A 26585-nucleotide genomic window follows, 5' to 3' on the forward strand; every position below is an offset into this window, starting at 1 on the left:
TCAGCCCTCGGGCTGCCAGGTCAGCGTGCCCGCCTCGGCCCCGAGCTGGCTGACCGACAGCTCGGTGATCGTGCGCTCGATGTGCTCGCGGCGCTCCACCGTGGGCCCGTCGGCGACGAAGTGCAGCGCGGGGGTGCCCCCGCCCTCCTCGACCCGGATGCGCACCGAGCCGCCCTCCCGGAAGGGGATGGTGTAGCCGTCCTGCTCGCGCAGCGTGCCACGGTGCTTGTTCGCCTCGTCGATGATGCGCTCCAGGAGCACCTGCGGGTCGGCGATCGACAGCGACGTGGTGCTGCGCTCGTGCGCCCCCTCGGGCGCGGCGTCGAACGTGTTGGCCATCCTCGATCAACTTCCTTGTCGTCGTACGGGACGTGGGCCCCCATCATGTCAGAGCGACCCCGCCGCACCGCGCAGGGGAGGGCAGGTGCTAGACAGTGGGACATGGCCACGACAGCACTCAAGGGAACCCCCGTCCGCACCGTCGGCGAGCTGCCGGAGGTCGGCAGCCCCGCCCCCTCCTTCGTCCTGACCGGGACCGACCTGACCGACTTCGCCAAGGAGGACCTGGCGGGACGCCGGGTCGTGCTCAACATCTTCCCCAGCATCGACACCGGCGTGTGCGCAGCGTCGGTCCGGACGTTCAACGAGCTGGCCGCCGAGCTCGACGACACGGTCGTGGTGTGCGCGTCCAAGGACCTGCCCTTCGCCCAGAAGCGCTTCTGCGGCGCCGAGGGCATCGAGAACGTGTCCGCAGCGTCGGCCTTCCGCTCCGGCTTCGGCGACGCGCTGGGGGTCACGATGGCCGACGGGCCGATGGCCGGCCTGCTGGCCCGGTCGGTCGTCGTCCTCGACGCCGACGGGACGGTCCTGCACACCGAGCTGGTGCCGGAGATCGGCCAGGAGCCCGACTACGACCGGGCGATCGCCGCGCTGGGCTGAGGCGCCTCGTCCCGCACCAGCTCCACGAGCACCTCGGAGTGCCGGCTCTGCGGGAACATGTCGAACAGCCTGGCCCTGCGGGCGCGGAGCGTGGGCATCGCGGCCAGGTCGCGCGCCAGGCTCGTGGCGTTGCAGGAGGAGTAGAGCACCCGCGGGACGCCGGAGGCCTCCAGCCACCCGGCCAGCGGCCCGATGCCGCGCCTCGGTGGGTTGACCACGACGCACGCGGGCGGCGCCTCGGCGGCCAGGTATGACGTCGCGTCGCCGACCTCGAAGCGCACCTGCCCCAGGCCCTGCCCCGCCGCGCTGGCGCGGGCGCTGGCGACGGCCTCGGCCGACCGCTCCACCCCCAGCACCGCACGGCCGGGCGTCGCCAGGTGGAGCGCGAAGCCTCCGACCCCGCAGTACAGGTCCCACAGCGTCTCGGGCCCGGCCTCCTCGACCCAGGCCCGGGCCTGGCGGTAGAGACCGGCCGCCACGACGGTGTTGGTCTGGAAGAAGCTCTGCGGGCGCAGCTGCAGGGTGACGTCGTCCAGGCGCATCGGCAGGGTCTGCGCCGGGGTCAGGACGATCTCCTCAGGGCCCTCCAGGACGGCCTTGTGCTCGGGCTGCAGGTTCACCGAGACCACCCGCGTGCCCGGCAGCGCGGCCACGAGAGGCTCCAGCAGCTCGCGGACCCGGGGCAGCTGGCCGGGGGAGCGGAGCACGAGCCGGACCATCAGCTCCCCGTCGGGGGAGGAGGTGACGAGGAGATGCTTGAGCTCGCCCTGCCGGGAGGGCACGTCGTAGGGCACCAGGCCCGAGGCCGACACCAGGTCGGCCAGCACGGGCACGGCCCGCGCGAGCGGGGGCTCGTAGAGGCCGCAGTGCCGCAGGTCGACACCGCCTCCGTCGCCGTCCAGGACGCCGAAGGTCGGCCTGCCCCGGGTGCCGGCGACGACCAGCTTGGCCTTGTTGCGGAAACCCTGCTCGGGCCCGGCGAAGGGGTCCGACCAGGCGGAGCCGGGCACGTGCTCACGCAGCGTGGTGGCCACGGCCTCCTGCGTGCGGGCCAGCTGCACCGGGTAGGGCACGCCCATCAGCGCGCAGGAACGGCATACCCCCGCGTCGAAGTAGTCGCACTGCACCCGCCCAGCCTAGGTGGCGCAGGTGTCAGGGCCGTCCGCCCGTGCGCATGGAGTCGAGCGACCACCGGCCGGCCCCGGTGAAGGCGAGCGGGAGGGACAGCGCCGCGTAGAGCAGCGCGGCCTCACCGGTGAGGCCTCCTGCGGAGGTGAGCGGCTCGTAGTCCAGGCGGAGGGCGACCTCGAGCACCCAGATGGCCATCAGGGAGGCCGCCACGAGGAACCCGGCGGGGCGGGTGAACAGCCCGACCGCCACGAGCACCGGCAGGGCGACCTGCCCGATCATGATCATCCACGCGAAGAGCTCGGGGGCCTGGCCACCCAGCACGTTGGCGTCGACCTGGCGCACGAAGGCCGGCATGTCGGCGGCCTTGGCCACGCCGTGCGGCAGGAGCAGCAGCAGCCCGAGCCGCAGCAGCAGGAGGCCGAAGTCGAGCCCCCGGCCGTGCAGCTCCTCCTCGCGCACCAGGTCGGCGTCCCAGTCGTCGTAGACCTCGCGGTGGTAGGGCGGGTCGTGCCGCTGGGGCGTGTCGTCGTGGTCCTCGCGCATGGGCGGTGCTCAGCCCCCGAGGGCGCCGCGGAGCAGGTCGGCGTCCTCCGCCAGGGCCTCGCCGCTGCGCGGCGCTGTGCTCGACATGTCGAAGTCGGCCGGGCTCGAGGCGGGGAAGACGTGCACGTGGGCGTGGGGGACCTCGAAGCCCTGGATGATGACTCCGGCCCGCTCGCCGCCGAAGACCTCGAGCTGGGCGCGGCCGATCCGTGCCGCGACGTCCATGAGGTGGGCCATGGTGGCGGTGTCGAGGTCGGTCCAGCGGTCGACCTCCTCCCGCGGCACCACGAGCGCGTGGCCGCGGGTCAGGGGGGAGACGTCGAGGAAGGCCGCGCAGACGTCGTCGGACCACACGACCTGACCGGGGATCTCGCCCTGGATGATCTTGGTGAAGAGGGTCGCCATGGAGGGCAGCCTAGAGCCGCTCGGACAGGAAGGTGACCGCCCGGTCGAGGTGGGGCTCGACCGGGGCCCCGACGAAGCAGTGGTCCGCCCCGTCGGTGACCTCCAGGGTGCTGTCCGCTCCGGACGCCAGCAGGGCGGCGTGCAGCCGCTCGCTCTCGCCGACCGGCACCAGGGCGTCCGCGCGCCCGTGCACCAGCAGCACCGGAGGCGCGGCGGGGTGCACCTGGGTGACGGGGGAGAGGGCCGTGACCAGCGTGGGGTCACCGCCGAAGGCGGCCGCCGGGTCACCGGCCGCGAAGAGCCCGACGATCCAGTCCAGCTCGGCGGGGCCGTAGAACAGCACCGCCGCCGCGACGTCCACGGGGCCGTCACCGACGCCCAGGGTCCCGAGCAGCCGGGCGTCGGGGTGGGGGGCGCTGCCGAGGAGGGCGACCATGGACGCCAGGTGCGCACCGGCGGACTCGCCCCAGACCCCGACCCGCGCCGGGTCCAGGCCCAGCTCGTCGGCGTGCCTGCGCAGGTAGCGCACCGCGGCGACGCAGTCGTGCACGCAGGCCGGGAAGGGCGCGTCCTCGAGCAGGCGGTAGTCGACGGTGGCCACTGCCATGCCGGCGGCGACCACCTTCTCGAACACGCTGTTCTGGCGCCACTGCAGGGGCAGGTATCGCCGGTCACCCTCCGTCCAGCCGCCGCCGTGGACCCAGACGACGACCGGCACCGGGCCCGACGCGTCCTCGGGCACGTGCAGGTCCAGGACCATCGGGCGGTGGCCGGGGACGATCGCGTAGGTCAGTCCCGTCCAGGACCGTGCGCCCGCGACACCGCGGCTGCTGACCGGCGGGAGGAAGGACGCCGGCGGGAAGGGACCCTCTCCCGGCGGCGCGAGGTCGACGATGTCCATGCCGGGAGGATCTCACGGCCCCACCGCGCGCCGACGGAAGCGCACGCCCGGGGGTACGGTGCGGGGACCGAGCACGGCCCGGACCACCGCAGGAGAGGAGCACCGTGGAGGAGCAGGGACCGCTGGCCCACCTCATACCCGCCCCGATCAGGTATGACGCGTCCCTGCGCCAGCGGGTCGCCGGGCACCTGGCGGGGCACGAGCGCCGTGCGGTGCCGCTGGGGGAGCGGCGGCACGCGGCCGTGGCGCTGCTGCTCGTGGACTCCGGCCCCGAGACGGCCAAGACGGTCGCGCGGACCGCCGACGGCAGCGTGGCGCACGACCCGCTGCTGCTCCACGACGGGCTGCTGAGCGCCGCGGGCGGCGCGGCCTTCGTGCTGTGCCGGCGACCGCTGCAGCTGCGCCGGCACGGGGGCCAGTACGCCCTGCCCGGCGGCCGGCTCGAGCCCGGGGAGGAGGTGGTCGAGGCGGCGCTGCGGGAGACGCACGAGGAGGTGGGCGTGGACCTCGGCCCGGAGTCGGTCCTGGGCCTGCTCGACGACTACGTGACCCGGTCCGGCTTCGTGATGACCCCGGTCGTCGTCTGGGGCGGCGAGGTCGAGCTGCGGCCGGACCCGGGGGAGGTCATGGCCGCCTACCGGGTCGGGCTGCACCAGCTGCTGCGCCGCGACTCGCCGCGGTTCGACCAGATCCCCGAGAGCGATCGACCGGTCGTGTCGGTGCCGCTGGGCGGCACGGTCGTCCATGCGCCCACGGCGGCGGTGCTGGTCCAGCTCGGCTGGCTCGGCCTGTCCGGTCGCCCCGACCCGGTGCACCACTTCGAGCAGCCGGTCTTCGCCTGGCGCTGACGGTGGCGCAGGCCGACGACCCTGCGCCTACGTGCGGGGCAGGTCGCGCAGCAGCCGCGCGTGGTGGTCCCGCCCGAACTCGTCGTACTGGTCCGGGTCGTGCCCCAGCCGCTCGCGCAGCCGCCACCGCGCGAGGCACAGCCCGCCCATCTCCGCCTCCAGCAGGCCCTCGTCCTCGGCCAGGGTGATGCCCCGGTTGAACCACCCCAGCGCCCGGGCCGTCTCGCCGAGCTCGACGCAGACCTCGCCCATGTACTCGTACGTGGAGGCCTGCCGGGGCCGGCTGCGCCGCAGCCGCTGCTCCAGCTCGTCGGCCTGGTCGTGCTCCCCGCGCCGGTGGAGCAGGTGGATGACCAGGCAGCGCGGGTCCAGGGCGACGGGACCGGGGCTGGCCGCCGCGCGCCGGTAGAGCTCGAGCGCCGCCTCGTCGTCGCCCGCCAGCTCGTGCTGCTCGCCGGCCTGCGTCAGGAGCTCGCGGGGGCTGACCTCGTCCAGCGGGTGCGGCTCGTCGGCCCACGTGCGGAAGCGCTCCGCGAGGTCGTGACGCTCGTGCGGCGTCGCCGTGCCGGCACCCAGGACGAGGTCGTCGAGCTGCTCCTCGGTCACCGGTTCACGCATGCTGACAGGGTATGCGGTCGCCCTCGGCCGTCCGGGTGCGCTTGGATGGCGGTATGAGCACCGACGCCGACCCGCGCTCCGCCGTCCCGGTCCACCTCATCCCCGACGGGTCGCTGCAGCCTGCCGACCCGACCCCCGGGATGGCGCGGCGGATGGCGGCGCACTCGGAGGGGATGTGGACCGGGACCGTCGACACCGAGCCCGGCGCCACGAGCGGGTGGCACCACCACGGCGAGCACGAGACCACCCTCTACGTCGTCTCGGGCCGGATGCGGCTGGAGTCCGGGCCGGACGGCCGGGAGGTGGTCGAGGCGGGCCCGGGGGACTTCCTGCGGGTGCCGGCCGGGGCGGTCCACCGCGAGTCCAACCCCTCGGACGAGACCGCCCGTGCGGTGATCGTGCGCTGCGGCTCCGGCGCGCCGACGGTCAACGTGGACGGGCCGGCGACGTGACCGCCAGGACCCCGGAGATCCTCGACGCGCTGCGGGGCCTGCGCCAGACCCGACGGTTCCTCGACACCCCCGTCGACCCGGACGACCTCGAGCGGCTGCTGGAGGTCGCGCGCTGGACCGGCAGCGCCAAGAACAGCCAGCCGTGGCACCTGGTGGTCGTCACCGACCGCGCGACCAACGAGACGCTTGCCGGCTACGGCGACTTCACCGCCTTCCTGGCGGGAGCGCCCGCCTCGATCGTGGTCGCCGTCGAGGGGGAGGGGCGCTCGGTCGCCTACGACGACGGGCGCCTGCAGGAGCGGGTGATGCTCGCCGCCGCAGCGCTCGGGCTGGGCTCCGGCACGGCCTGGTTCAGCAGCGCCGGGGCACGGCGGCGCGTGCGTGAGCTGCTCGGGCTGCCGCAGCACCTGGAGCCCTGGTCGGCCATCGCACTGGGCCGCACCGACACGACGCAGGCGCAAGCCGCCCCGCAGCTGTCCGGGCGAAGGCCGCTGGAGGAGATCGTCAGCTGGGGGCGCTACGGCGACCCGCGGCCGGAGGGCGACTGAGGGGAGGGGTGGCGGTGGTGGTGGCCGTCGGGGTGAACCGGCTCCCCTGGGTGCGTACTTGACATAATGTGACTTATCGGCGTTTGCCGGACCTTGCTGTTGCGCCATGACCTCTGCCACGGTGAGGCATGCCGATACGGCCGTGCGCACCGTCCGACCTGCCCGTCGCTGACGCGCCGTGGTTGCAGCCGGACGCCGGGCTCGGCGAGAGCCGCAGCCTGGTCGAGGAGGTCGACGGCCGTGTCGTGGCGGCGGGTCTGCGCGTGCGTTCCACCAGAGATGATGCCGACCTCGTGGAGCTCATGTGCGAGCCCGGGCACGGCGCCGAGCTGCTCAGGGCGCTCGTCGCCGCCGACGACCGTCCCGTGTGGCTGCGCGTCGTCCCCGGCACTCCGACAGCGCACGCCGTCGCCGAGGTCGGGCACGTCGAGGTGATGCAGAGCCTGCCACCGGCGGCGATCCCCAGCGGCGACCCTGACGTGCATGCCTGGGCGCACGGTCGCCTCGGGTCCGCCGAACGGGACGGCATCGTGCTGCGCCGCGGCACGGAGCTCACTCTTGACCAGCTCCTCGACCTGTGGATGGAGGCCTACCTGCCGGCCCACGAGAGCTTCGCGCCGGTCAAGGACGTCGCGGAGACCCGCGAGACGTTCCGCACCTGGTTCTCCCGGGGCCTGGACCGGGAGGCCACCTTCGTCGCCCTGGCCGGTGACGGTCGCGCCCTGGCCGGATCCATGATGACCTCCGAGATCGACGGGATCCTGGTGCCGGCGATGATCGAGCTGGCACCCGAGCACCCGTCGGGCACGACCGGCGCCGCCGCCTGCGTGGCCGCCACTCTCCTGGCCGTCAGCCCGCGGGCCGTGGAGCTCGAGGGTCACGTCGACCAGAGGCTCTACATGAGCGTCCTGGAGACGATCCCGCACCGCTCGGCCGGCGTGCTCACCCCGATGGACATGGTGCGGATCCAGGGCGTCGACGCACCGCGTCCGTGACGCCTGCCGTTCTCTACGGTTTTCGCTAGAGAACGGGCACCGGGGTCAGCGCCACCCGAGCGCCGGGGCCACGTCCCGGACGACGCTGGCGATGATGTGGGCGTTGTAGTCCACGCCCAGCTGGTTGGGCACGGTGAGCAGCAGGGTGTCCGCGGCGGCGACGGCCTCGTCCTGCGCCAGCTGCTCCACGAGCCGGTCGGGCTCGCCGGCGTAGGTCTTGCCGAAGCGGGCGCGACCACCCTCGAGCATCCCGACCTGGTCCTGGCTGCGCGTCTCCAGACCGAAGAACCGGCGGTCGAGGTCGGAGACCAGCGGGAAGACGCTGCGGCTCACCGACACCCGCGGCTCCCAGCCGTGGCCGGCCTCCTGCCAAGCCTGCCGGAACAGCTGGATCTGCTCGGCCTGGAGCTGGTGGAAGGGCACGCCGGTGTCCTCGGTCAGCAGCGTGGAGCTCATGAGGTTCATCCCCTGCTGCGCCGTCCAGACCGCCGTCGACCGGGACCCCGCGCCCCACCAGATCCGGCGCCGCAGCCCCGGGGAGTGCGGCTCGAGCCGCAGCAGGCCCGGCGGGTTGGGGAACATCGGGCGGGGGTTGGGCTCGGCGAACCCCTCCCCCTCGAGCACCTCCAGCAGCCGCGCGGTGTGCCGACGGGCCATGTCGGCGTCGCTCTCCCCCGCCCGCGGCACGTGGTCGAAGTGCTCGTAGCCGGCGATCACCTGCTCGGGCGACCCGCGGCTGATCCCCAGCTGCAGCCGCCCTCCGGAGAGGAGGTCCGCCGCGCCGGCGTCCTCGGCGAAGTAGAGCGGGTTCTCGTAGCGCATGTCGATGACGCCGGTACCCAGCTCGATCCGGCTCGTGCGTGCCGCGGCGGCCGCCAGCAGAGGGAAGGGCGAGGCCAGCTGTCGGGCGAAGTGGTGCACCCGGAAGTAGGCGCCGTCGGCGCCGACCTCCTCGGCGGCCACCGCCAGCTCGACGGACTGCAGGAGCGCGTCGGCGGCGGAGCGCACCAGCGACTGCTCGTGCGGCGTCCAGTGCCCGAAGGAGAGGAACCCGATCTTCTTCACACTGTCCTCAACGTCCTCACCTGCGGGACATTCCGGTGTTCGGCACGGGCGCGTCGTCGTGGCGCACCTCGAGCCCGAGCATGCCCGCCAGACTGCGCACCTCGCGCTCGACGGCCGCGGTCCGTGACCGGCTGAACGGCTCGTCCTCGTGCAGGGCGTGCACGACGAGCACCCCGGCGCGCCGGTCGGCCGTAGCGTCCAGCTTGCCCACGAGCCGGTCGCCGTCGAGCACGGGCAGGGCGAAGTAGCCCCAGCGGCGCTGCCGGGCCGGCTTGTACATCTCCAGCTGGTAGTCGAACCCGAAGAGCTCACCCATGCGGCGCCGGTCGAGGACCAGCCGGTCCAGCGGCGAGAGCAGCGCCACCCGGGGAGCCCATGGCGCGTCGAGGTATGCCGTGTCCACGCGCCAGGTGCCGCGGACCCCGTCCACGACGGCCTCCTCCCCCGTCTGACCGACGTCCGTCGGTTCGACCGGGCAGGCGGGTCCCTTGGCCCGGGCGATGCCGAGCGCGGCGAGACGCCGCCGGTCCCGCTCGGCCCAGGCATCCCCCAGCGGCACGGCCTCGACCGGCGGGTAGACCCGCTCGGCCAGGTCCCACTGCCGCTCACGCCCCTCGCGGGAGGCCACGGCGACGTCCCCGCAGGCCTCCATGACGTCGAGCATCAGCACGACGTTCTTGTCGTTGTTCCACCCGCTGGAGCGCCACGGCACGACCGTGGTGTCGGGCAGCGCCCGAGCCGGCAACGGCCCGTCGGAGCGAAGCCGCTGCAAGATGTCCTGCCGGCAGCCCGCGTTGGCCTCCAGCCAGCGGACGTTGCCCTCGTGCCAGCCCGGCACACCGTCGCCGCTGGTCCGCGCCGTCATCTCCGCCGTGTACAGCGCGACGTCCTCGGCCGGCCGCAGGAAGCCTCTCAGCTCCACGAGCCGGCCGTCGCCGACGAGCCGGTCGAGGTCCTCCGGCCGGTAGGAGCGTCCCAGCCGGCTCCAGCAGGCGAGGTCGGCGTTGGGCGCCACCCGGTCGGTCAGGTCCACCTGGACCGCCGAGAGGTGCCGCAGGACCCCCAGGAGGTCCGTCGGCCGGGGTGCGTGCAGCAGCTGCGCCCGGACTGCGACCCGGCGGGCGTCCCTGCGGCTGAGCTGCAGCATGCTCCGACCCTAGCGCCGGCCCCGGACCGGACCTGTCCGCGAGAGGTCAGGCCCAGCACGTCGGCACCGGGCCCGGTGTCCACACCCTCGCCAGGTGGCAGGTCGGCGTCCACAGCCGACCCGCGGGCCCTGGCACGGTCCCCGTCCACGGACGAGGCTTGGTGCATGAGCGAGAGGACGGCGGCACCGGCCAACGAGGTGCACCTGGTGGGCCGGGTGAGCGGGGAGCCCGCCGTCCGCTCGATGCCCAGCGGCGACGAGCTGGTGCAGCTGCGCGTGGTGGTCCCCCGGCCGGTTCGGCGCGGGGAGACAAGGCACCAGGAGGGCGCGCGCACGCAGGTCGACACGATCGACGTCGCCTGCTGGCAGGCCAGGGTGCGCCGCACCGCCGCCCGGCTCCCGGACGGACAGGGTGTGGAGGTCACCGGCAGCCTGCGCCGGCGGTTCTTCGCGACCGCCACGGGGCGCGCGTCCCGCTACGAGGTGGACGCGAAGAGCCTGCGGCGGGTCGACCTGGTGCCCTGAGGGCCAGGTGGCGCGGCGCTCACAGGACGCGGCGCACGAGCGGCACGCGCCGCAGCACCAGGACGAGCACGGTCGTCACGACGCCCACCACCACCGCGCGCACCAGCAGCACCGGCCACGCGGCCACCGGGTCCCCGAACAGCCCCGTGTCAAGGCCCACCAGGAGCACGAGGTAGTGCAGCGCGAAGATGCCCAGGGTCGCCGAGGCGACCGGCGCCACGGCACGCACGACGGGCGGTCGCGCCAGGCCGGCCAGCGCTCCCCCTGCCCGGACGGTCGTCTGGGCGAGCAGCACGACGAGGACGGAGAGCACGGCCACCGTGGGGCTGTAGTAGTGCGCGCCGACCCACTGCTCGAGCCAGGCCGGGGCGGCGGGGTTGCGCCACTGCCAGGTCAGCAGGGTCATCCAACCCACCACGACCGCGGCGGCGGGGAGCACCGTGCCGCGCGGGAGCCGCACCCCGCGCAGGGCCCACCCCATGAGGTAGGCACCCAGGTACGGGAGCCACCAGGTCCACGCCGTGTGGCTCAGACCCACCCGGGAGCCGTCCGGGCCCAGGGGCCAGGTCGACAGGACCGGCACGGCATACGCCGCCAGTGCTGCCAGCACCCACTCGCGCCGAGCGGTCCGCGCCACCCACGGGACGAGCAGCGGGGTGAGCAGCGAGAGCCCAAGCACGATCCACAGGAAGTACAGGTGCGGGGCGACCGCGCCCACCAGGACGTCCGCCAGCGCCGCCCGCGGCCCCCGCCACCACCCGTCGCGAGTCAGCGCGAGGTAGGCCACGTAGACGGTGTTCCACGTCAGGACGGCCGGCACGACCCTCCACGCGCGGCGACGCAGGTAGGCCGCGCTGCCCGGGAAGCGCGCCGGGTCCAGGCCCAGCGCGCCCGCGAGCATCACGAACACGGGCACGGCCCACAGGAACGGCAGGTCCAGCGCACGCGCGACCCACCCGTCGACGGTCGTGGTCGAGCCCGGTCCGGAGGCGGTGGCGCCCACCGTGTGGATGAGCACGACGCCGGCGATGGCCACCACCCGCAGCCAGCTGACCCAGGCGAGCGGGTGGGGGGGGGCGCCGTCATGGCCGCCACTGTGCCACGCGTCGTCCTAGCCTGGAGCCCATGAGCACCACGACTCCCCCGCTGACCCCCCACCTGCACGCCTCGGGCCGCTCGCGGCTGGTGGCCTACGACTTCGGCGCCCACCTGGCCGAGTGGTCCGTCGACGGGGTGTCCCGCGTGTGGCTCTCGCGGGAGGCGGTGCTGGACGGGTCCTCCCCCGTCCGGGGCGGTGTGCCGATCTGCTTCCCCTGGTTCGCCGGCGGACCAGACGGGGACCTGTCACCCTCCCACGGCCTGGTCAGGACCGCCGTGTGGCGTCCCGTGCCGGCGGAGCACGACGAGGTCTGGGCGTGGGAGATCTCCTCCGACGACGTCGCGGGCGCGCCCGGCGCCGAGCACGTCCCCGGGCCGTTCCGGGCCCGGTACGCGGTCAGCCTCCGCGGGGCCGAGGGGGCCGAGGAGCTGCATCTGGCGCTGCGTGTCACCAACACCGGCCACCGGGACTACCGTGCCGAGGCCGCCCTGCACACCTACCTGGCCGTGGAGGACGTGCGCCAGGTGCAGATCCTCGGACTCGAGGGGGCCGCCTACCTCGACAAGGTGTCGGGCCGGCGCGAGGTCCAGGACGGGCCAATCCGTCTGGACGGCGAGACAGACCGCATCTACGACCGCGCCGGGCCGGTGGTCGTCGACGACCGCGCGGCCCTCGGCCACCACGAGGTGCGCCCCGTCGGGGCCGCCCAGACGGTGGTCTGGAACCCGTGGGACAGGAAGGCCGCGGACCTGCCCGACCTCGGCGACGACGAGTGGCTGCGGTTCGTGTGCGTGGAGACCGCGGCCCGCGGCGAGCACGCCCTGGCCCTCGCGGCCGGCGACACGGTCGAGATCGCGGCGACGCTGAGCCACCACCACTCCCCCGCGTCGTGAAAGGCTGGAGGGCGTGACCGACAGACCCACAGACCCCGGACCCTCCGAGCGCGTCGTCGCCCAGGACGGAACCGGGCAGGAGTACCTCGAGGCCAGGCCGAGCATCAGCACCCCCGGCGCCCACCCCGACCAGGAGGGCGGCGTCGACCGAGGGATGCTCATCCTCGAGGGCCTGCGAGGAGCGGCCGCCTGGGCCTGGCGCTTCCTGCTGGTGATCGCCGCGCTGGCGGTGCTCTTCTACCTCGTCGGCAAGCTCTGGGTGGGCGTGCTGCCGCTCATCCTCGCGCTCATCGTCAGCACCGTGCTCTGGCCCCCGGTGCGGTTCCTGACCCGCCGCCGCTGGCCGGCGGGCCTCGCCTCGATGGTCGTCCTGCTCCTGGCGCTGGGCACCTTCCTGGGCAGCCTGGCAGCCATCGCCCCGGGCATCGTCTCGCAGGGTCAGGACATCGTCAGCCAGGCCAGCGAGGGTGTGCAGGTGCTGCGGGACCAGCTCGAGGGCCCGCCGTTCAACCTGCAGAACGAGCAGGTCAGCGGCTACCTCGACCAGGCCAGCACCTGGCTCCAGGACCAGGCCAGCAACATCGCCTCCGGGGTGCTCAGCGGCGTCGCCACCGCAGGCTCGCTGCTGGTGACCCTCGCCATGGTGCTGGTCCTGACCTTCTTCTTCCTCAAGGACGGCGTGCGGTTCCTGCCGTGGCTGCGCCGTTTCGTCGGCCCGACCGCCGGCCTGCACCTCACCGAGACCCTGTCGCGGATGTGGACCACGCTGGGCGGCTTCATCCGGGCGCAGGCCCTGGTGGCGCTGGTGGACGCGGTGGCCATCGGCATCGGTCTGCTCATCCTCGGCGTCCCCCTGGCCTTCGGCCTGGCCCTAATCACCTTCTTCGCCAGCTTCATCCCGATCGTCGGGGCGATCGCGGCGGGGGCCCTCGCCGTCCTCGTGGCCCTGGTCTCCGTGGGCTTCGGCACCGCGCTCTGGGTGCTGGTCCTCATCCTTCTTGTGCAGCAGCTCGAGGGCAACGTGCTCCAGCCGATCCTGCAGAGCCGCGCGATGGACCTGCACCCGGTGATCATCCTGCTCGCCGTGGCGGCCGGCGGCACGATCTGGGGCATCGTCGGGGCCTTCCTGGCCGTGCCGGTCACGGCGACGGCCGTCAGCGCCGTGCGCTACGCCAGCGAGCACCTCGACCTGCGCGCGGGCACCCTGCGGGCGGACGAGGTGCGGACCCTGACGCCCGAGGGGGCGCGCGCGGTGGCCCTCGCCGAGGAGTCGGCCCCGGTCTTCCGCCTGCGCGCCCAGGAGGCGCACCGCCGCATCGAGGAGGAAAGGGACGCGGCCCGGTCGGGGCCCGCCCTCGGGGCCGCGAGCCTCGCCGGTGCCGCCGGGATCGCAGCGGCGCTCAAGGAGCGGGTCATGCGCACCCGCCCGCCGTGGTCGTCGCAGGACAGCGGTGTGGAGGTCGACCCCGACCCCGCGGCGTCACCGGCGGACGCTGACGCCACCGCGCCCCAGGAGCCTGCGGCTACCGCACCCCCGGCGCAGGACCCCGGCGACACCGTGCCGCCGCCGCAGGACGCCGAGCGCGGTTGAGCGCCCAGCGCACGACGACGGCCGGCCGGGGAGGTTCTCCCCGGCCGGCCGTCGTCGTGTCGCCCCGGCTCAGCTGCCGGTGGCGTCGTTCCAGGCGTCCTTGACCTTCTCACCGGCCTGCTTGGTGTTGGCGGTGGTCTGCTCGGCGCGGCCCTCGGCCTCCATCTGCTCGTTGTCCGTCGCGTCGCCGAGGTGCTCCTTGCCCTGACCCTTGGCCCGGTCAGCGGCGTTCTCGATCTTGTCGCCAAGTCCCATGCTCACTCCTCATGCATCGTCGGGTTCGGACGTCCCACTGTTGTTCGACCCGCCCTGCGCCGCAACCTGAATCGTCGCCGAGCTGTGGGACGCTTCGCCCATGACGACGACGAGCGAGGTGCTGCGGGCCGATCCCGCGGTCGAGCGGACCCGCGGGCACCAGCGGGCGTGGGGCTGGTACGACTGGGCGAACTCCGCCTACGTGACGACGACCGGCACGGTGCTCATCAGCCCCTACCTGACCTCCCTGGCCCGCAACGACGCCTGCCCCGACCTGCCCGCGGGCCAGACCTGCGACGCCACGCTGTCGGTCCTCGGCCTGCCCGTCGCCGTGGGCTCGATCGCGCCCTACACGATCACCGTCGCCACGATCGTCTCGGCCGTGGTGCTGCTCTTCGTCGGGGCGATCGCCGACCGGCACCCGCGCCCGACCTGGCTCCTGGGCGGGCTCGCCTGGGCCGGTGCCACCGCGGCGTCCCTCATGTTCTTCCTCCAGGGCACCAACTGGCAGCTGGGCGTGCTGCTCATCGTCATCGCCAACCTGTGCCTGGGTGCCTCCACGGTGGTCTACGACGCCCTGCTCAACCGCATCGCCCATCCTGACGACCGGGACAGGGTCTCCTCGCGGGCCTGGGCCCTGGGCTACCTCGGCGGCGGCCTGCTGCTGGTGCTCAACCTGGTGGTGCTGCAGACCTACGAGAGCCTCGGCCTGAGCTACGGCATGGCGATCCGGCTCTCGCTGCTGTCCGCAGGCCTGTGGTGGGCCGTCTTCACGCTCATCCCGGTCATCGGCCTGCGCCGGATCCGGGGCACCACCGCCACCCCGGTGGAGCGCAGCGCCGGCGTCGTCGGCGGGACGGTCAGCCAGCTGCGCGACACCTTCGGTGAGCTGCGCCGCTACCCGCACACCCTGACCTTCCTGCTGGCCTACCTGTTCTTCAACGACGGCATCCAGACCGTGATCACCTCGGCCAGCCTCTACGGCACCGAGGCGCTCGGCTTCGACACCGCGCAGCTGACGATCACCATCCTCGTCGTGCAGTTCGTGGCCTTCTTCGGTGCGCTCTTCTTCGGCGTCGTCGCCGGGCGCGTCGGGGCCAAGAGGACGGTCCTGGCCGGGATCGTCATGTGGACGCTCGTCGTGGCCTTCGCCTACTTCGTCCCCCGCGGCGCCTTCACGGTCTGGCTGGTCTGCGCCGTGCTGATCGGGACCGTCATGGGAGGCACGCAGGCGCTGTCGCGCTCCCTCTACTCCCAGCTGGTCCCCCGGGGCCGGGAGTCGGAGTTCTTCAGCTTCTACCAGGCGATGGAACGGGGCACGAGCTGGTTCGGGACCCTGGCCTTCGGCCTGACCTACCAGCTGACCGGCTCCTACCGGCCGGCGATCCTGGTGACGATCGTCTTCTTCGTCGTCGGCGGGCTGATCCTGACGCGCGTGCGGATGCGCGAGGGGATCGCCGCGGCGGGCAACGAGCAGCCGCGCATCGTCTAGCGCGGCCGGCCGGCCGGGGCCCACGACCACGACGGCCCCGACCTGCCTGGGCAGGTCGGGGCCGTCGGGTATGCGGTGGGTCAGGCGCTGCGCCTGCGGCTCGGCTTCTCGCCGCGCCGGGTGCGGAGCAGCTCCAGGCGCTCCTCGAGCAGCTCCTCGAGCTCAGGGATGGAGCGGCGCTCGAGCAGCATGTCCCAGTGCGTGCGCTGGGGCTTGGACGGCTTGACGTCGGGCTCGGGCCCGTCGACGAGCTTGGCGTCCAGCCCGCAGCGGCACTCCCACAGCGGCGGGATCTCGGCCTCGACCGAGAAGGGCAGCTCGCTGACGTGACCGTCCGGGCAGACGTAGCGGGTGATCTGGCGCTCGCTGAACGTGACTCCCTCGTCGCTCTCGAAAGACAGCCAGCTCAGGTTGGTGCCGCGCAGGGACCTCTCAGCCATGTGCACTCCAATCGTGTCCAGGACACGGAGAATTCGTTCGGTCGGTCGTGTGACGTGACGTCACGGAGTAGAACGCGGTCCGTGGCCACGGTGTTCCCACCGGTGCACGCTGCAGGACCGGCCGTCACCGGACGGCGCGCAGAGGAGGGGTGACGTTCCATGATAGCCAGCCGTGGCGCGGGGAGCCAGTCGGACCGCGCCGCGCGCGGGACGCGCAGACCGGCGCGGAGGGCGGCGGCGCGGAGGCCGACACAGAGGCTTCAGGGCCCGAGCCGGGACGGCCCCTCCCCCGGTGCGGTGCCCGGGGCAGGTTCCTCGGCGACGACCTCGCCCTCGATGACCTGCCCCCTGCCCGGAGCCTCGCTGCGACGGGACCGGGCCGGTCCGCCCGGTGTCCCGCCCAGACGGAGGGCCTGCTGCGCCACCAGGACCTGCAGCAGGCGCCGGGCGAGCGGGCGCGTGAACGGCAGCACCAGGAGCAGTCCGACGACGTCGCTGAGGAACCCCGGCAGGATGAGCAGGAAGCCGCCGGCCATCACCAGGATCGCGTCCGTCACCTCGTCCGCGGGCATCCGCCCCGACTCCACCGCCCGCTGCAGGGCTCGCACGGTGCGCCCCGTCTCGCGACGGGCCAGCCAGGCGCCCACGAGCGCCATCGCGACCAGCAGCCCGACCGTCCACAGCAGCCCGATCGAGCGTCCGACGGCGACGAGGACCACGATCTCGAGCAGGGGCAGCAGGATCAGCGCGGCGAGCAGCCAGCGCAGGATGCCGGGCCGGCGTCGCGAGGTGGGTGCAGCGGTCACGTGTTCTCCTCCAGGTGGTGCCACCCGGTGGAACGCCCTGCGCGCCCGAGACGTTCCCGCAGCTGCCGGGCCCGGCGCTGCACACCCCATACCCCCACGCGCACCGCGGCCTCCCGCACGATCGACCGGTCCATCTTGGAGGTGCCCACCTCCCGCTCGATGAAGGCCACCGGGACCTCGACCACGCGCAGGCCGCGGTCGAGCGCGCGCAGCGTCAGGTCGACCTGGAAGCAGTAGCCCTGCGAGGCGACCGCGTCGGTGTCCATCGAGCCCAGCGCAGCCGCCCGGTAGACCCGGTAGCCCGCGGTGGCGTCGCGCACCGGGATGCCCAGGGCGAGCCGGGCGTAGGTGTTGGCGCCCACCGACAGGACCCGGCGGTCCAGCGGCCAGTTGTGCACCGATCCGCCGGGCACCCAGCGCGAGCCGATGACGACGTCCGCGTCAGCCGCGGCCGCCAGCAGCGCCGGCAGCTGCTCGGGCCGGTGGGAGCCGTCGGCGTCTATCTCCACCACGGCGTCGTAGCCCCGCTCGAGGGCCCACCGGAAGCCCGCGAGGTAGGCCGGGCCCAGGCCCTCCTTGCCGGGGCGGTGCAGCACGTGGACCTGCGCGTCGCGGGCGGCCAACCGGTCGGCGACCTGGCCGGTGCCGTCGGGACTGTTGTCGTCGAGGACCAGCACGTCGGCCGCCGGGACCGACGCCCTGATGCGGCCGACGATCATCTCCACGTTGCCGACCTCGTTGTAGGTCGGCACGCACACGCACACGCGCTCCACGGGGGGCCGGCTCGGGGTCACCGGGGCAGCCTACGTGCCGGGCGGGGCCCGGGCCGCCACAGCATCCCCAGCAGCACCACGAGCCCGGCGGCGGGCACGACCCACGGTCCGGTGCGCACGGCCAGGGTCTGCTCCGAGCGCAGCGGCAGCTCACCGAGCAGCGTGGCCTCGGTGTAGAGGCCGGTCCGCTGGTGCACCGTGCCGTCCGGGCTGATCAGGCCGGAGACGCCGACGTTGCTGATGTGCACGACCGACCGCCCGTGCTCGACGGCACGCACGCGCGAGGCGGCGATGTGCTGCACCGCCTGGTCGCCCTCGCCGAACCACGCGTTGCTCGTCGGCACGACGAGCAGCTCGGCTCCCCCGGTGACCACGTCCCGCACCGCAGGGTCGACGACCACCTCGAAGCAGATCCCGAGGCCGAGCTCTACCTCTCCCCCGTCGCGCAGCGGCACGGTCAGCACACCCGGCTCCTCCCCCGCGGCGAAGTCGGTGATCCGGTCCACCCACGGGCTCAGGTGGCGCATGAGGGGACGCAGCGGCATCACCTCTCCGAAGGGGGCGAGGTAGATCTTCTCGTAGGTCCCGTCCAGGCCCTTCCCGGGCAGATAGCTGAGCAGCATGTTGAAGGGCGCCGACCCGCCCTGGCGCGAGGTCGCCCCGACCAGCACCGGAGCGTCGACCGCGTCGACCGCCTCCATGATGCGTCGCTCGACCTCCTCCCCGTGCTCGGGGTGGAGGGGGTCGAGGTCGCTGGCGCCCTCGGGCCAGAGCACGACGTCGGGGTATGGCGCCGCGCCCTCCTCGATCTGCTCCGCCAGGTCCGTGGTCCGGTCGGTGTAGCGGCGCAGCATCTCTCCCCGGTCCGCCGTCAGGGTGCGGGTGTAACCCTCCGGGATGTCGCCCTGCACCGCCGCGACGCGCAGCGGCTCCCCGGCCGTGGGGCGGGGCACCAGCAGCGGCGCGAGCACGAGGGCCAGGAGGGCCACCGAGGCCGCCAGGGCCGCCCGGGGCCGGGCGTGTCGCGGGTCGGCCAGCCGCTGCACGGTCAGGGCCAGCAACCCGCCCGCCAGGGCCACCAGGAAGCCCAGGCCCGGGACGGCGACGAGGCTGACGGCGCCCAGCATCGGGGAGTCGGCCTGGCTGAAGCCCAGGCGGGCCCACGGAAATCCGCCGAAGGGGGTGACGGCGCGCCCGTACTCCATCAGGACCCAGGCGGCGGCCCCGACGAAGGGTCTGACCGCTCCCCCGCGCTGCAGCAGCGTCAGGAGCACCCCGAGAGCTGCCGGGTAGAGGGCGGAGGCGGCGCTCATCGCGAGCCACGGGGCCGCCCCGGCGTAGGTGGAGGCCCAGGTGAACATCGGGGTGAACCACGCCAGGCCGAGCACGAGCCCGCCTAGGCCCCCGACCCACCACCGCGCCCCCGCCGTGGCCAGCGCCAGGGCGCCGCAGCCGACGACGGCGAGCCACCACACGTCATACCCGGGAAAGGCCAGCCAGAGCGCCACCCCGCCCAGCAGGGCGAGCAGGAGGCGGTGAGGCAGCACGGGGCACAGCCTACGTGCGCGCACAGGGAAAGACCCCGGCACGTCGTGGCGGCACCGGTAGGGTTCGGTGCCGCGCCCGTACGCGGGGGTGCGGCCGGGCCCCGGCACCTTTGGGGCCGGTCCGTGGCGGCTGGCGGCCGTCCTCGGTTCCGTTGTCTACTCGGTGCGCGGGGCCCTGGCACCCCCAGGTACGTCTTCGACGTGTCACGGGGACGTCATGCAACGTAGGTCGGGCGGACACCCGCTGTCAACCCTCCCGCTGACCTGCTTAGACGCTTGAATGCGCTGGTCAGCGGCGGAGGAACCGGGGTGACCCGCGGGTCAGTTTCTCCTGATGTCGGCGTGTCACGCACGACACGCCGGGGCGGGTGGGGTAGGCGTCACACGACGCACCCTGGGAGCCACCTGTGCGCCGGGGGTCGGGGTGCCGGCGGCGCGCACGGGGTCGTGGCCCGCGTGACGAACCTCACGCGGGCGGGGGTACCACCACGGTCCCCCGCGCCCGTGTCGCCAGGACAGGCGGCTCCAGGACGTCCGCGGCCGACACGCCGCGCGAGGGGTCGTCGGCCCCGCGTGCGGTGACGAGCACCTCGAACTCCATCTCCCGGCTGCGGGACCCGACCCGGACGAGGCGTGCCCGCACCTCGAGGCAGTCGCCCGCCCGCACCGGCGCCAGGAACTGGACGTCGGAGTAGGACGCGAAGAGGCCCTCGTCCCCGTCGGTGCGGATGCACAGCTCGGTGGCCACGTCGCCGAACAGCGCCAGGCTGTAGGCGCCGTCGACGAGGTTGCCGGCGTAGTGGGCGTGCGAGAACGGCACGTAGCGGGCGTGGGTGACGCCCATGCCGACGACGGCCGGCCGCCCCGCCGGGGTGCCCTGGACGGACGGGGTGCTCATGCGCTGGTCCTCTCGGTCTGGCGGGCGCCGCGCGGCTGGTCACCGGTCAGGGCGTGCACGAGGTAGGAGGCGACCTCCGAGGGGGTCGTGCCCTTGCCGAAGATGCGGTCCACCCCCAGGGCGGCGGCCGTGCCCTCCTCGAAGCGGGGCCCGCCGGCGATCAGGAGCGGCACCGTGCCCGCGGGGTAGGCCTCCCGGAAGGCGGCGGACATCTGGGTGGTGTTGTGGATGTGCGCGTCCCGCTGGGTGACGACCTGGGAGACGAGCACCGCGTCGGCGTTCTCCTCCCGGGCGCGCTCGACGAGATCGGGCACGAGGACCTGCGCACCGAGGTTGACCACGTGGATCTCGGAGTAGTACTCCAGGCCCTTCTCCCCCGCGAACCCCTTGATGTTGAGGATCGCGTCGATGCCGACGGTGTGCGCGTCGGTGCCGATGCACGCACCGACGACCACCAGCGGGCGGCGCAGCCGCTTCTTGATCGTGGTGTTGACGTCCTTGGCCGACAGCAGCGGGAAGTCGCGCTCGACGACCTGCACGGCCGACAGGTCGACGAGGTGGGTGACGCTGCCGTAGACGACGAAGAAGGTGTGGCTCGGTCCCATCGCCTTGGCGTGCACCAGCAGCGCCGGCGACAGGCCCATCTTGCCGGCCAGCTGCAGGGCGGCGCCCTCGGCGCGCTTGTCGTGCGGGACCGGCAGGGTGAAGGAGACCTGCACCATGCCGTCGCCGGTCATGTCGCCGTAGGGGCGGACGACGGTGGGCTGCTCGCTCATCGGGTGCCCTCCTCCAGCATCGTGGTCGCGGGGTTGTCGTAGCCGTCGGCCCGTCGGGCGACCCCGTCCAGGCCCTTGCCCTGGTCCTTGGGTCGCTTCATCAGGCCGAAGGTGCCGTCGCCGATGGCCTCCAGCAGCGGGGTGGAACCGGACGCCTTCGCCACCTTCTCGTCGGTGATCTTCTCGAGCAGCTCCACGGCCTCGGAGAGGACCTGCCGGGCGCGGGTCTGGATGAAGCCGTCACGCGGCGGGTGGAAGTCCTCGGTGAGACCGCCGGCGGCGCGCTGCACGTAGCGCACGTTCTGCAGGGCCAGGTCGCGGTCGGAGAGGAACGGCGTGACGACGGCCTCGGTCATCATGCCCACGAGGAGGATGGACTGACCGGTCATCGCGCCGACGAGGTTGAAGAAGCCGTCGAGCAGGTAGCCCTTGAAGATGTCGCCGGTCATGTGCTTGGTCGGCGGCATCCACTTCAGCGGGGCGTCCGGGAAGAGCTGGCGGGCCAGCAGCGCGTGGGCCAGCTCCATCCGGAAGGAGTCGGGCAGGTCGGGGTTGATCTCGAAGGCGTGGCCCAGGCCCAGCTGCCAGTCCTCCAGGCCCGCCTCGCGACCGAAGTACTCGTTCATCAGCTGGGAGACGGTGACCGTGTGCGCGGCCTCGACGGCGTCGGCGGTGGTGAGGTAGTTGTCCTCGCCGGTGTTGATGATGATGCCGGCGCGGGCGTGGATCTGCCGCGAGAAGCGCTGGTCGACGAAGGTGCGGACCGGGTTGATGTCGCGGAAGAGGATGCCGTACATCGAGTCGTTGAGCATCATGTCGAGCCGCTCCAGGCCCGCGAGCGTGGCGATCTCCGGCATGCACAGGCCCGAGGCGTAGTTGGTCAGCCGCACGTAGCGGCCCAGCTCCTTGCTCACGTCGTCGAGCGCCGCCCGCATGAGGCGGAAGTTCTCCTGCGTGGCGTAGGTGCCGGCGAAGCCCTCGCGGGTGGCGCCCTCGGGCACGTAGTCCAGCAGCGACTGGCCGGTGGACCGGATGACGGCGATGACGTCGGCGCCCTCGCGCGCCGCGGCCTGCGCCTGCGGGATGTCCTCGTAGATGTCGCCGGTGGCGACGATGAGGTAGACCCAGGGCCGTTGCGGCGGGTCGCCCAGGCGTCCGACCAGCCGGTCGCGCGCCGCGCGCTGGCGGTCGATGCGCTGCAGCCCGGGTCGGACCGCGGCGCGGGCGGCCCGGCGGGCGCCGCTGAGCTCACCCTTCTTCTCCGGTATGCGGAAGCTCACCGAGCCGGCGGACGCCTTCTGGGCCAGGGTGAGCAGGTCGGGCGCCTCGTCGCGGCGCAGCGCGTCCCACACCGGGGTGGTCACGCCGTGCTCGAGACCGACCTGGTCGCGGACCGCGTCGACCAGGTGGTTGACCCACGGCACGCGCTCGTGGTCGGCACCGGCCAGCCCGGCCAGCCGCAGGGTGGCTCTCTCGACCGACACCGTGGTGTGGCTGCGGGCGATGTCGACGACGGGCCGACCGAGGCGGCGGGCCAGGGTGCGCGCCTTGCGCACCACCCTGGGATCGAGCTCCAGCCGCGGGGGCGGGGCGACGGTGGTGGGGCTCACTCAGGCTCCTTCTCGCTGGTAGGCGGTGACGCCGGCGACGACGGTGCGCCGCGCCACGGGCAGGGGGTGGTCGGGGGCGTCCAGGACGGGCAGGCCGGTGGCGGGGTCGGTCCGGACGGGGTGCCCGGAGCCGTCGTCCCAGACGACGTAGGTCGCCGGCGCGCCGACGCGCAGCTCGCCACCCTCGCGTCCGGCCAGCTCGTAGCCGGCGCGGGTGTGGGCCGCGACCGCCTCGGCGACGGTGAGGCGCTGGCCGGGGTTGTGGTGCCAGGCGGCGGCACGGACCGCCGCCCACGGGCCGAGGGGCGTCACCGGGCTGTCGGAGCCGAGGGCGACGTGCACCCCCGCGTCGAGGAGGGTGCGCAGCGGCACCGCCCGCAGCGCCCGCTCGACGCCCAGGCGTGCGGCATACATGCCGTCCTCCCCGCCCCAGAGGCCGTCGAACATGGGCTGCACGCTGGCCCAGATGCCGAGCTCGGCCATCGTGGCGACCACGTCGGGGTCGGGCAGCTCGACGTGCTCCCAGCGGTGCCGCACCGCGCGCAGCGCCTCGAGGCCGACCACGTCGGCCGCCGCGCGGAAGCCCTGGGCCATGGTCCGCAGGGCGGCGTCACCGATGACGTGACCGCCGGCCTGCAGGCCGGCGCGGGTGCACGCGACGGCGTGGTCGCGGACCTGCTCGGCCGTCAGGTAGCCGTAGCCCGTGTGCGGCTCCTCGGCGTAGGCCTCCTGCAGGTGGGCGGTGAAGGACCCGAACGACCCGTCGGCGCACAGGTCGCCGGCCAGGCCCAGCACGCCGAGGAACTCGGCCAGCTCAGCCGCGGTGGTGGAGTCGTCGGCCAGCTCGCCCCAGTAGGTGACGACGTCGGGCACGTCGGGCCGCTGCCCGGCCTCCAGGACGTGCCGAATGTCGTCGTGGCTCGTCAGGTGGGAGGCCCCGGTCTCGTGCAGCAGGGTCAGGCCCCGCCGGGCGGCCGTGCGCAGGGCCAGCTCGAGGTGACGCTCACGGTCCGCGGGGGTCATCGAGGAGGTGAAGGCGTTGGTCACGGCGGCGAAGGCGTCCCGGCGCACGACGCCCACGCCATCCCAGCCGTCGAGGTCACGGGCACGGGCGATCGTCGCCATCGCCGTGGAGACGCTGGCGGAGTGCGCGTCCACGCGCGGCATGTAGACGACCCCGCCGTAGGAGGCCCGGTCGAGCTCGGCGGAGGTGACGGGGCGCTGCTCGGCCCACCGGGTCTCGTCCCAGCTGTGCGCGTAGATCGGCCGGCCGCGGGTGCGCCGGGCGGCGTCCTCGACGAGCCGCAGCGCCTCGGCGACCGAGGACGTGCCGGACAGGTCGACACCGTCCAGGCCCTGGCCGGTCATGGTCAGGTGGACGTGCGCGTCGCAGAAGCCGGGGGTGACGAGGGCACCACCCAGCTCGACGACCTCGTCCACGGTGTCGCCCCCCGGGGCCTCGTCGTCGGGCCCGAGCCACGTGACCCGGTCGTCCTCGACGAGCATGGCGGCCGCCGCTGCTCCGTCGGCCGCCGCGACCACACCACCGCGCAGAAGAGTCCTCACGCGGGCCCAGTCTGCTCTGCCGCGAGGCGCGACTCAAAGAGGCCGCGCAGCGCGTCGTCGCCGCGCAGCAACGAGAGCGCGTAGTCGGCGTGCCCCGGCGTGTAGCCGTTGCCCACCAGCATGGTGACGTCGGCGGCCAGGCCCTCGGCCCCGAGCGCGGCGGCGGCGAAGCTGGTCGCCATGGAGAAGTAGATGACGGTGCCGCCCTGCGCGGTGACCATGATCGCCGGCTGCTCGCAGCCGGGGACGTCCACGCACACGACCGTCACGTCGACCGGTCCCCCGGCCTGCCGGACAGCGGCCTCCAGGCCCAGCGGCGAGCGCGCGTCCGCGACGGCGACCTCCTCGGCCAGGCCGGTCCCGCGCAGCAGCTCCGCCTCGCGCGCGTCCGGCACGACCGCCACCCGACGTCCGGCCCCGGCGTCGCGGGCCGCCGCGAGCGACAGCGACCCCGACTTGCCCGCGGCACCCAGGACGGCGACGGAGGGCACGTGCCCTCGCGCCACATACCCCTGGACCACGCGCTGCGCGAGCGCGGGCGCGCCGCACACGTCCATGACCATGAGGGCGAGCTCGGGGTCGAGGTCGTCGGGCAGGACCGCGGCGATCGAGCGGCCGAAGAGGATGGCGTGCCCCGACGCCGGCACCCGCTCGGACATCCCGTCCCACGAGGCCAGGCCGTCGGTGATGGCCAGCGGGGTCAGCGACAGCGAGACGAGGGTGGCGACCCGGTCGCCCACCTGCAGGCCCAGCGGGCTCTCCGGGCCGACCTGCGCCACCGTGCCGATGAGCATGCCGCCTGAGCCGGTGACGGGGTTCTGCATCTTGCCGCGCACGGCGACGATGTCGAGCACCTCCTGGCGCACCGCGCCCCCGTCGACGCCGTCCGCGCCCGTGTGCTTCTCGCGCAGCTGGCGGTAGGAGGCGGCGTCGAGGTTGAGCACCTCGACGTCGATGCGCACCTCGTCCGGGGCGGTCTCGGGCGAGGGGTCGAGCACGCGCGCGGCCTGCGGCAGCGTCACCCGCTCCCCCGTGGGGTCGAGCACGCGGTGCACCCCGAACGGGGAGTGCGTCACGGCGCGGACCGTCATATTTCCTCCTGAACGATCTTTTTTCGGGACATCTTGCGGTGAGACTTCACTTTGACAGGATGATGTCCGTATCCTGCCACGCATGAGTGTCGAGATCGAGCAGCCCTACCTCTACGCGCGCCGGGAGCTCGTCGAGCCCGACTGGACCCGTTTCCCCGGGTGGCGGGAGATCACCGCCGAGCAGTGGGCCGACGTGCAGTGGCAGCGGGTCAGCTGCGTCAAGAACATCCGCCAGCTGCGCACCGTCATGGGCGACCTCCTCACCGAGGAGTTCTACGCCGACCTCGAGCGCGACCAGGCCGAGCGCGCGACCATGTCGATGCTCGTCCCGCCGCAGATGCTCAACACCATGGTCAGCGAGGTGACCTGGGCCGACGGGCGCATGCCCGCCGCCGGCGAGGAGTTCACCCGCGCCTTCTACGCCGACCCGGTGCGCCACTACATGCTGCCGGTCTTCTCCGACCGGCGCACCGACTGGGCCTCCCACCCCTACGCCACGCGCGACTCGCTGCACGAGCACGACATGTGGGTGGCCGAGGGCCTCACCCACCGCTACCCGACCAAGGTGCTCGCCGAGATGCTCCCGACGTGCCCGCAGTACTGCGGCCACTGCACCCGCATGGATCTCGTCGGCAACTCCACCCCCCAGGTCACCAAGCTCAAGCTGGCGGGCAAGCCGGTCGACCGGCACACGGCGATGCTCGACTACCTGCGCGCCACCCCCGGCGTGCGTGACGTCGTCGTCTCCGGCGGCGACGTGGCCAACATGCCGTGGAAGAACCTCGAGGCCTGGCTCGACCAGCTGCTCGACATCGAGTCGATCCGCGACGTCCGCCTCGCGACCAAGGCCCTCATGGGTATGCCGCAGCACTGGCTCGCCCCGGATGTCGTGGAGGGCGTGGCGCGGGTCGCGCAGAAGGCCCGCGCCCGGGGTGTCGGCCTGGCCATCCACACCCACGTCAACTCGGCCCAGTCGGTGACCCCGCTGGTCGCCCAGGCCTCCCGCACCATGCTCGACGCCGGCATCCGGGACGTGCGCAACCAGGGCGTGCTCATGCGCGGTGTCAACGACACCGTCCCGCAGCTGCTCGACCTGTGCTTCGCCCTGGCCGACGACGCGATGATCACGCCCTACTACTTCTACATGTGCGACATGATCCCCTTCAGCGAGCACTGGCGCGTCTCGCTCTCGCACGCCCAGCACCTGCAGCACTCGCTGCTGGGCTACCTGCCCGGCTTCTCCACGCCGCGCATCGTCTGCGACGTGCCGTTCGTGGGCAAGCGCTGGGTGCACCAGGTCGACACCTACGACACCGAGCGCGGCATCTCCTACTGGCGCAAGAACTACCGCACCTCGATCGAGGGCGAGGACGTCGACGTCACCAGCGCCGAGTACGTCTACTACGACCCGATCGACACCCTGCCTGCCAGCGGCCAGGAGTGGTGGCGCCAGCACACCGCCGAGCACCACGACGGTGCCGAGCAGGCCGCCTACGAGCACGCGCGCGCCTCCCGCCAGGCGTCGGTCGACCAGCTCGGCTGACGGCATACCCCAGCCGGCCCGCGACCCCACCGACCGGTGCGGGTCGCGGGCCACGATCGTCCCGGCGTCTCGTCGGTGCTCGCGTGTA

28 protein-coding genes and 1 pseudogene are annotated in these 26585 nt (G+C 73.6%); 10 read left to right on the top strand and 19 right to left on the bottom strand.

The features are described 5' to 3' along the window. Entirely contained in the window at positions 1-339 is a 339-nt protein-coding gene (locus K330_RS0109955; protein ID WP_022921687.1) for a hypothetical protein, read from the bottom strand. Between the two features lie 102 nt (positions 340-441). Between K330_RS0109955 and tpx the strand changes: the two genes are divergently transcribed. Next, positions 442-939, top strand: coding sequence for a thiol peroxidase (gene tpx, locus K330_RS0109960; protein WP_022921688.1), 498 nt, complete (start codon positions 442-444; stop codon positions 937-939). Here the strand turns inward: tpx and K330_RS20485 are convergent. The 4 genes from K330_RS20485 to K330_RS0109980 are packed head-to-tail and all read right to left on the bottom strand — an operon-like array spanning position 909 to position 3919. Next, complete coding sequence (locus K330_RS20485; protein ID WP_022921689.1) at positions 909-2066, bottom strand: methyltransferase domain-containing protein; 1158 nt, start codon at positions 2064-2066, stop codon at positions 909-911. The genes tpx and K330_RS20485 overlap by 31 nt on opposite strands. Positions 2067-2091: 25 nt before the next feature. Then, positions 2092-2613: a DoxX family protein gene (locus tag K330_RS0109970; RefSeq protein ID WP_022921690.1), complete on the bottom strand. Its 522-nt coding sequence runs from the start codon at positions 2611-2613 to the stop codon at positions 2092-2094. A gap of 9 nt (positions 2614-2622) precedes the next feature. Further along, positions 2623-3018: an HIT family protein gene (locus K330_RS0109975; protein WP_022921691.1), complete on the bottom strand. Its 396-nt coding sequence runs from the start codon at positions 3016-3018 to the stop codon at positions 2623-2625. A 10-nt stretch (positions 3019-3028) separates the two neighbouring features. Further along, positions 3029-3919 (bottom strand): alpha/beta hydrolase, encoded by an 891-nt coding sequence (locus K330_RS0109980; RefSeq protein WP_022921692.1) that lies wholly within the window; start codon positions 3917-3919, stop codon positions 3029-3031. A 104-nt stretch (positions 3920-4023) separates the two neighbouring features. On the opposite strand from K330_RS0109980, the gene K330_RS0109985 reads away from it, so the two are divergent. Continuing rightward, positions 4024-4767 (top strand): NUDIX hydrolase, encoded by a 744-nt coding sequence (locus K330_RS0109985; RefSeq protein WP_022921693.1) that lies wholly within the window; start codon positions 4024-4026, stop codon positions 4765-4767. Between the two features lie 27 nt (positions 4768-4794). Here K330_RS0109985 and K330_RS0109990 read toward each other — a convergent pair whose 3' ends face one another. Continuing rightward, positions 4795-5385 carry a tetratricopeptide repeat protein gene (locus K330_RS0109990; protein ID WP_022921694.1) on the bottom strand — a complete coding sequence of 197 codons (591 nt, stop codon included), beginning with the start codon at positions 5383-5385 and terminating at the stop codon, positions 4795-4797. A gap of 53 nt (positions 5386-5438) precedes the next feature. On the opposite strand from K330_RS0109990, the gene K330_RS20490 reads away from it, so the two are divergent. From K330_RS20490 to K330_RS0110005, 3 genes are all read left to right on the top strand, one after another. Beyond that, positions 5439-5837 carry a cupin domain-containing protein gene (locus K330_RS20490; protein WP_022921695.1) on the top strand — a complete coding sequence of 133 codons (399 nt, stop codon included), beginning with the start codon at positions 5439-5441 and terminating at the stop codon, positions 5835-5837. Further along, on the top strand, positions 5834-6385 hold the full coding sequence (locus K330_RS22715; RefSeq protein WP_022921696.1) for a nitroreductase family protein: 552 nt from the start codon (positions 5834-5836) through the stop codon (positions 6383-6385). The genes K330_RS20490 and K330_RS22715 overlap by 4 nt, the downstream gene beginning before the upstream one ends. 128 nt (positions 6386-6513) lie before the next feature. Then, on the top strand, positions 6514-7380 hold the full coding sequence (locus K330_RS0110005) for a hypothetical protein (protein WP_022921697.1): 867 nt from the start codon (positions 6514-6516) through the stop codon (positions 7378-7380). A gap of 45 nt (positions 7381-7425) precedes the next feature. Here K330_RS0110005 and K330_RS0110010 read toward each other — a convergent pair whose 3' ends face one another. Beyond that, complete coding sequence (locus tag K330_RS0110010; protein WP_022921698.1) at positions 7426-8445, bottom strand: LLM class flavin-dependent oxidoreductase; 1020 nt, start codon at positions 8443-8445, stop codon at positions 7426-7428. Between the two features lie 16 nt (positions 8446-8461). Further along, positions 8462-9592 carry a DNA glycosylase AlkZ-like family protein gene (locus K330_RS20500; protein ID WP_022921699.1) on the bottom strand — a complete coding sequence of 377 codons (1131 nt, stop codon included), beginning with the start codon at positions 9590-9592 and terminating at the stop codon, positions 8462-8464. A gap of 165 nt (positions 9593-9757) precedes the next feature. On the opposite strand from K330_RS20500, the gene K330_RS0110020 reads away from it, so the two are divergent. Then, on the top strand, positions 9758-10117 hold the full coding sequence (locus tag K330_RS0110020; RefSeq protein WP_022921700.1) for a single-stranded DNA-binding protein: 360 nt from the start codon (positions 9758-9760) through the stop codon (positions 10115-10117). 19 nt (positions 10118-10136) lie between these two features. Here the strand turns inward: K330_RS0110020 and K330_RS22720 are convergent. Then, a pseudogene (locus tag K330_RS22720) lies at positions 10137-11165 on the bottom strand (acyltransferase); the annotation flags it as partial. A 77-nt stretch (positions 11166-11242) separates the two neighbouring features. Here K330_RS22720 and K330_RS20510 point away from each other — a divergent pair. Further along, positions 11243-12109, top strand: coding sequence for a D-hexose-6-phosphate mutarotase (locus tag K330_RS20510; RefSeq protein ID WP_022921702.1), 867 nt, complete (start codon positions 11243-11245; stop codon positions 12107-12109). Positions 12110-12122: 13 nt separating this feature from the next. Further along, positions 12123-13700, top strand: coding sequence for an AI-2E family transporter (locus tag K330_RS20515; protein WP_084617401.1), 1578 nt, complete (start codon positions 12123-12125; stop codon positions 13698-13700). 69 nt (positions 13701-13769) lie between these two features. On the opposite strand, the gene K330_RS0110040 is transcribed toward K330_RS20515, so the two are convergent. Further along, positions 13770-13955, bottom strand: a complete 186-nt coding sequence (locus K330_RS0110040) for a CsbD family protein (protein WP_022921703.1) — start codon at positions 13953-13955, stop codon at positions 13770-13772. A gap of 100 nt (positions 13956-14055) precedes the next feature. Here K330_RS0110040 and K330_RS0110045 point away from each other — a divergent pair, with 100 nt between their 5' ends. Further along, complete coding sequence (locus K330_RS0110045) at positions 14056-15447, top strand: MFS transporter (RefSeq protein WP_022921704.1); 1392 nt, start codon at positions 14056-14058, stop codon at positions 15445-15447. 80 nt (positions 15448-15527) lie between these two features. Here K330_RS0110045 and K330_RS0110050 read toward each other — a convergent pair whose 3' ends face one another. The 9 genes from K330_RS0110050 to kdd all read right to left on the bottom strand — a co-directional run bounded on the left by K330_RS0110050 (position 15528) and on the right by kdd (position 24939). Beyond that, entirely contained in the window at positions 15528-15887 is a 360-nt protein-coding gene (locus K330_RS0110050) for an RNA polymerase-binding protein RbpA (RefSeq protein WP_022921705.1), read from the bottom strand. 260 nt (positions 15888-16147) lie between these two features. Continuing rightward, positions 16148-16693: an FxsA family protein gene (locus K330_RS0110055; RefSeq protein ID WP_029202530.1), complete on the bottom strand. Its 546-nt coding sequence runs from the start codon at positions 16691-16693 to the stop codon at positions 16148-16150. After that, entirely contained in the window at positions 16690-17487 is a 798-nt protein-coding gene (locus K330_RS0110060) for a polyprenol monophosphomannose synthase (RefSeq protein WP_029202531.1), read from the bottom strand. Before K330_RS0110060 ends, K330_RS0110055 begins: the two co-directional genes overlap by 4 nt. Further along, positions 17484-19013: an apolipoprotein N-acyltransferase gene (gene lnt / locus K330_RS0110065; protein WP_022921707.1), complete on the bottom strand. Its 1530-nt coding sequence runs from the start codon at positions 19011-19013 to the stop codon at positions 17484-17486. The genes K330_RS0110060 and lnt overlap by 4 nt, the downstream gene beginning before the upstream one ends. Positions 19014-19479: 466 nt before the next feature. After that, entirely contained in the window at positions 19480-19911 is a 432-nt protein-coding gene (gene kal / locus K330_RS0110070) for a 3-aminobutyryl-CoA ammonia lyase (RefSeq protein ID WP_022921708.1), read from the bottom strand. Further along, complete coding sequence (gene kamE, locus K330_RS0110075) at positions 19908-20687, bottom strand: lysine 5,6-aminomutase subunit beta (RefSeq protein WP_022921709.1); 780 nt, start codon at positions 20685-20687, stop codon at positions 19908-19910. The genes kal and kamE overlap by 4 nt, the downstream gene beginning before the upstream one ends. Then, positions 20684-22297: a lysine 5,6-aminomutase subunit alpha gene (kamD, locus tag K330_RS0110080; RefSeq protein WP_022921710.1), complete on the bottom strand. Its 1614-nt coding sequence runs from the start codon at positions 22295-22297 to the stop codon at positions 20684-20686. Before kamD ends, kamE begins: the two co-directional genes overlap by 4 nt. Continuing rightward, positions 22298-23863 carry an amidohydrolase gene (locus K330_RS0110085; RefSeq protein WP_022921711.1) on the bottom strand — a complete coding sequence of 522 codons (1566 nt, stop codon included), beginning with the start codon at positions 23861-23863 and terminating at the stop codon, positions 22298-22300. Continuing rightward, positions 23860-24939, bottom strand: coding sequence for an L-erythro-3,5-diaminohexanoate dehydrogenase (gene kdd, locus K330_RS0110090; protein WP_229665814.1), 1080 nt, complete (start codon positions 24937-24939; stop codon positions 23860-23862). The genes K330_RS0110085 and kdd overlap by 4 nt, the downstream gene beginning before the upstream one ends. A gap of 97 nt (positions 24940-25036) precedes the next feature. On the opposite strand from kdd, the gene K330_RS20520 reads away from it, so the two are divergent. Further along, positions 25037-26497, top strand: a complete 1461-nt coding sequence (locus K330_RS20520) for a KamA family radical SAM protein (RefSeq protein ID WP_022921713.1) — start codon at positions 25037-25039, stop codon at positions 26495-26497. Positions 26498-26585 lie beyond the last annotated feature (88 nt).

Origin of the sequence: Ornithinimicrobium pekingense DSM 21552, assembly GCF_000421185.1 — a bacterium.
GTDB classification, from domain to species: domain Bacteria; phylum Actinomycetota; class Actinomycetes; order Actinomycetales; family Dermatophilaceae; genus Ornithinicoccus; species Ornithinicoccus pekingensis.